We start from the raw sequence: 2,730 nt of genomic DNA on the forward strand, positions 1-2,730 counted from the left end.
GGACACCGCGGGCCGGGTGGAGAAGTTTCGCCGCCGCTACGGTCAGCGCGGCGACCGCGGTGAGGGGCAGCCGTGACCTCCGCACGCCCCGCCACCCGGCGACCGTTCACGGTGGTCTGCTGCGAAAGATGTTGTGGCGGATCGGAACGGATGGTGACGAATGCATTGAAGGAGTCCATTCGCCGTTGCGCGCACGGCGTGCTGGTGAGCTCCGCGTGCCTGCGCGGGCCGCTCGCCTGCGCCGCACGGCCACCCGCTCCTGGTGCCATGGTCGTGCTGCAACCGTGTGCACTCGACCGCCAACCCCACGGCCCGGCCCGCTGGATCGGGCCGATACGGGACGAGGATGACGTCCGCATCGTCCGCGACTGGCTGGAGCGCGGCGAGTGGGACTGTCACGCACTACCGGAACGGATGCGCATCGTGCCGCCCGATGCGGCGGGTAGCCGCCGGAACTGACCTAAGTCAAAATCGTTGTCTTAGAGCCGCAGTCGACGGTCGAGTATCGTCAGCAGGGTGGCGCTAGCACCAGGAACCTGGCCCCGTCCGCTGCTGGACGCGGTTCGTGTCTCGAACAAGTACTTGCTCAACCCGCTCATGGGCACGCTTGCCGGGCGAAAGAACGGTTACGCCGCCGCTATCCGGCATACCGGCAGAAAGTCAGGCAAACAGTACTCGACGCCGGTCGGGGCAGAGCGTGTGCCGGACGGGTTCATCATTCCGCTGGCATACGGGACCCAAGTGGACTGGCTGCAGAACGTGATTGCCGCCGGGCGGGCCACGGTATCGGCCAAGGGCGAAACCCACGACGTGGCCGAGCCCGAGGTGATCGACGCGGCGACGGCCTTACCAAGCCTCCCACCGAGACGACGACGGACCTATGAGCGCGTGGGCGTTGCGCAATATCTGAAGGTGAAGCTCGCCTGATGGCGATGAGCTGCCGCGCCTCGGAGCCCGCTGGCGCTCGCCTGGACCGCATGAAGCTCGGGCGCTCCACCAGCAGTTGTCGAACTGCCATCTTCCGTCGATGACCGTCGACGTTTTCGGCTCCATTGCACTGGCCGGGGTGGTCGGGTCCGAGTCAACGGTGACTACCTGGCCCGGTGTTCACTGCGCCACAGCCGCCGACGTGCCTCGCCGCGCGAGGCGTTCGGAATCCAGGATCAGCACGCTCTTGCCATCCAGGCGAATCCAGCCGCGGTGGGCGAAGTCGGCGAGCGCCTTGTTCACGGTCTCCCGAGACGCGCCGACCAGTTGGGCGATCTCTTCCTGGGTGAGGTCGTGGGTAACGCGAAGCGCGCCGTCCTCCTGGGTGCCGAAGCACTGCGCCAGCTGCAGCAACTGCTTGGCGACGCGTCCGGGGACGTCGGTGAAGATCAGGTCGGCCAGGTTGTTGTTGGTGCGACGCAGCAGGCGGGCCAACACCCGCAGGCGGTCCATTTGAACGGCTTGGGGTTCTCGTTGTGTGCTTCGAGGTATTCCTCGATTGTGGCGATCAGCCCCGGCACGGAGTTGAAGCCGCCGCGCCAGCACCTGCAATGACTCGCGTTGTCCCTCGGATATCACCAATGCTGGGGCCGGCGCAGCACTCATCCGCCAGGGTCATCGCACAAGCCGATGGTTATTAAAAGGACAGGCTCACTAGCGGTAACATGCTGATACGTTCGTCCGGGTGCACACAAGTTTCGAATTCGACTTCGTGACAACGGCAACGCCTAATGAGGTCATCGAACTAATGACCGACTTCTCGCCCAACCGGCCGCACCGCTGGCCAGCATTGTCGGCCAAGGCGTTCGAGGTGTATCACGTCGGCGAGACCGAGGCCGACATCCGCGAGGGCCAAGACTTTCCGAAGGTGTGGGCCAAATGGCACTACGACTGGGCGAAGCCGAATTCAGTCACGCTGACGGTCGTCGAAGGCGATGCGCAGGCGCCGGGCAGCTTCATGACGCTCAAAGCCACGCCCAGGCCCGAGGGTGGCAGTTCCGTACACGGCGCGTGGGAACAGACCTCGACGAATCTGACCGGCCTGATCGGTGTAGCGACGATGCGGTTCATCGGACCACGATTTCTGTCGTCGTACTACAAGAGGGTCTACGACGGGTTGGCGTCCTGAGGTGTATCTGGTGTCCACTTGAACATCGCCACTGCTGGTGTGAGTGCTGAATTCGCACAACAAGACTGCCGCACAATTAGATAGCTATTAGCGTGACACACCACTAGGACTCATCGACATTGGCGAGCCCCAAGCGCGCACATTCACATGAGGCAACGAATCCACCCTCGCGCGCATCTTGACACGAGGCAACATGTCGCCTTCGATGCGCGGTCCGGACTTGTCGGTGCGTCGGCGGATGCTGGCCGCAAACCACTACAGAAGGGTGCGGCCATGTGCTGGAAGTGCGACAACCCCAACGGCGCCGAGGAGGAATACCTCAATGATCTGCGCGAGATGATGAGGGAACATCACGGATGGCAGGTGCATTTCCTCGAGCACGACAAGAGACCGTTGGCGTATACGGTCGGTTTGCACGATCACGGTTTACCCGAATTGTTGATCACCGGACTGAACGCCGACATCTCCAACCGCGTCCTGAAATCGATCGCTCACATGATCGTCGACGACGGCACGCTTCTGGCGCCCGCGATGCACATCGATTATGAGGACAGGTTCCTCGTCGAGGTCGTCGAGGTCGAACACCCGGACGTCCACTTGAAGTACGCCGTCGA

The 2,730-nt window shown here is 63.2% G+C and carries 4 protein-coding genes and 1 pseudogene; 4 read left to right on the plus strand and 1 reads right to left on the minus strand.

What is annotated here, in order from left to right; genetic code table 11:
- Positions 1-150 precede the first annotated feature (150 nt).
- Positions 151-459 carry a hypothetical protein gene (locus ACRDUX_RS01870; RefSeq protein ID WP_526410462.1) on the plus strand — a complete coding sequence of 103 codons (309 nt, stop codon included), beginning with the start codon at positions 151-153 and terminating at the stop codon, positions 457-459.
- 57 nt (positions 460-516) lie between these two features.
- A complete protein-coding gene (locus tag ACRDUX_RS01875; protein WP_526410464.1) occupies positions 517-927 on the plus strand; it encodes a nitroreductase family deazaflavin-dependent oxidoreductase in 411 nt (136 codons plus the stop codon).
- Between the two features lie 180 nt (positions 928-1,107).
- On the opposite strand, the pseudogene ACRDUX_RS01880 reads toward ACRDUX_RS01875, so the two are convergent.
- Positions 1,108-1,470, minus strand: a pseudogene (locus ACRDUX_RS01880) (Crp/Fnr family transcriptional regulator); the annotation flags it as partial.
- 265 nt (positions 1,471-1,735) lie between these two features.
- Here ACRDUX_RS01880 and ACRDUX_RS01885 point away from each other — a divergent pair.
- Together ACRDUX_RS01885 and ACRDUX_RS01890 are read left to right on the plus strand one after the other, a co-directional pair.
- Positions 1,736-2,116 (plus strand): hypothetical protein, encoded by a 381-nt coding sequence (locus ACRDUX_RS01885; protein ID WP_526410466.1) that lies wholly within the window; start codon positions 1,736-1,738, stop codon positions 2,114-2,116.
- Between the two features lie 273 nt (positions 2,117-2,389).
- The coding region (locus tag ACRDUX_RS01890) for a DUF4262 domain-containing protein (protein ID WP_526410468.1) at positions 2,390-2,730 on the plus strand (341 nt) is incomplete at its 3' end.

It is taken from the genome of Mycobacterium sp., from assembly GCF_050701675.1.
Lineage (GTDB): Bacteria > Actinomycetota > Actinomycetes > Mycobacteriales > Mycobacteriaceae > Mycobacterium.